Source organism: Variovorax sp. P4_D9 (assembly GCF_056401695.1).
This window is the reverse complement of sequence record NZ_JBFUIU010001306.1, coordinates 1-1,747: the sequence shown is the minus strand read 5'-3', so window position 1 is coordinate 1,747 and position 1,747 is coordinate 1. Positions and strand designations below refer to the sequence as shown.

Below are 1,747 nucleotides of genomic sequence, written 5' to 3'. Positions count from 1 at the left end.
CTTCAGTCCGTTGAGATCATGCACTTGCTGCCACATGCCTCCAATCGGCAACTTTCCTGCCGCACGTGCTGCCATGACCACACGTGACTTCAGGTACAGCCCTTCACGCCCGTCCTCGGACCAGACCATGTTCAGGGCCCTGGCGACGTCGCCATTTCTCGCGGTAGCTCCAGAAAGCGCGAAGACCCGTTCGCGTGATGCCATCTCAAAGGCCAACTGCATTGCCCGGGCAGTTTCCATGATTGGGATTACGCGCGTGGACCCCAGCTCAACACCACAGCGGTGCTCCGCCTCCGACAGCATCGCCGAAACCGTATCGACGTCCTCAGGACCGATCGGTTTGGAGATAAAGATCCCCTGGAGGTGCGGACCAACCACGGCCAGGATGTCGTCGAAGTCGTAGAGGTGCGGGCTTCGATTGATGCGCACCCAAGTGCGCTGCCCCTGATGCGCAAGCCTCTCCAGCTGTGAGGCGACAATGCTGCGGGCCTCCAACTTGCGGTCGGGGGGGACGCTATCCTCGAGGTCGAGAATCAGTGCGTCTGCCTTTGCAGCGACGGCTTTATCGAACCAGGCCAGTTTGTTCCCAGGCACGAAAAGTAAGGAGCGGATCGGTCTCGTTGCGGTTGTCATCGCTAGCTCGCTATTGTTTGTGTCACACCACTTGCTGCTCACGCAGCCGATCGATGGCTGAGCGTGAGTACCCGAGTTGCGACAAGATGGAATCAGTGTGCTCCCCCGCCTTCGGCGCGCGCTGCTCGATCGCCGGCGGTGTGCGTGAGAGGCTGACGGGGGGGGCGACGAGCGGTACCGGCTCCTCGATGCCGGGTGTCTCCATGAGGTGGAAGGCGCCGGCATTGCGAATCAGCGGGTCTTCCAGAACTTCACGTGGCGAGTTGACGGGCCCCGCGGGCAGCCGTGCCTCTTCCAGCAGTTGGAGCGCTTCGGCACGGGTGTACTTCGTGCACCATTCGGACATCCAGCCGCTGATCAGTTCGCCATGCTTGCCGCGGCTCAAGTCATCTTGAAACCGCTCATCTCCCAGCAATTCGGGCCGATTCATCAGGCGCGCCCAGCGCTTGAACATCGCCGTCCCCACCACCTGGAGAATGATCCAACCATCCTTGACCTTGTAGATGTCCGACGGCGCGTACTGCGGTGCGCGGTTGCCGGTCGCTTGCCGGTTCAAGTGCAGTACTGACTCCTCAATGAGCTGGCCGCTGGCCATGTTGAGCGCTGTCTGCATCAGAGACCCGCTAACTTCTTGGCCTTTGCCACTCGATCTACGTTCGTAGAGCGCCATCATGGTGCCCATTGCGCAGGACATGGCCGTTGCAAAGTCGACCACCGGCACCATGGCCTTCGCCGGGCGAGCAGGATCGCCCGCCAGGTGCACGGCGCCGCTCATCGCTTGGGCTACCCCGTCGAACCCCGTTCTATCGCGCACCGCAGGGGCATTGCCGAATGCGGACGGAGCAGTCAAGATGATGTCCGGCTTGACCCGCCGAAGGCTCTCGTAGTCCAGCCCCAGGCTCTCGAGTGTTCGCGGAGGCATGTTTGCGACTACCACATCGGTATCGAGCAGCAGTCTACGCACCACCTCTCTGCCTTCTGGTTTGTCGATGTCGAGGCTGATGGAGCGCTTGTTGCGGTTGACCTGCAGGTAAACAGCACCGTCACCATCCTGGGAGACGGGAAGAATGAAGCGATCCTCGCTGCCCCCGACGCGATCGACCCGGATCACATC

Annotated in this window: 2 protein-coding genes; both read right to left on the bottom strand. The window is 61.5% G+C overall.

Features of this window, described 5'->3' with window-relative positions; all coding sequences use genetic code 11:
- The coding region (locus AC1DY5_RS54275) for an HpcH/HpaI aldolase/citrate lyase family protein (protein ID WP_478122466.1) at nucleotides 1–633 on the bottom strand (633 nt) is incomplete at its 3' end.
- A gap of 22 nt (nucleotides 634–655) precedes the next feature.
- A partial coding sequence (locus tag AC1DY5_RS54270; protein WP_478122465.1) for a CaiB/BaiF CoA transferase family protein occupies nucleotides 656–1,747 on the bottom strand: 1,092 nt, incomplete at its 5' end.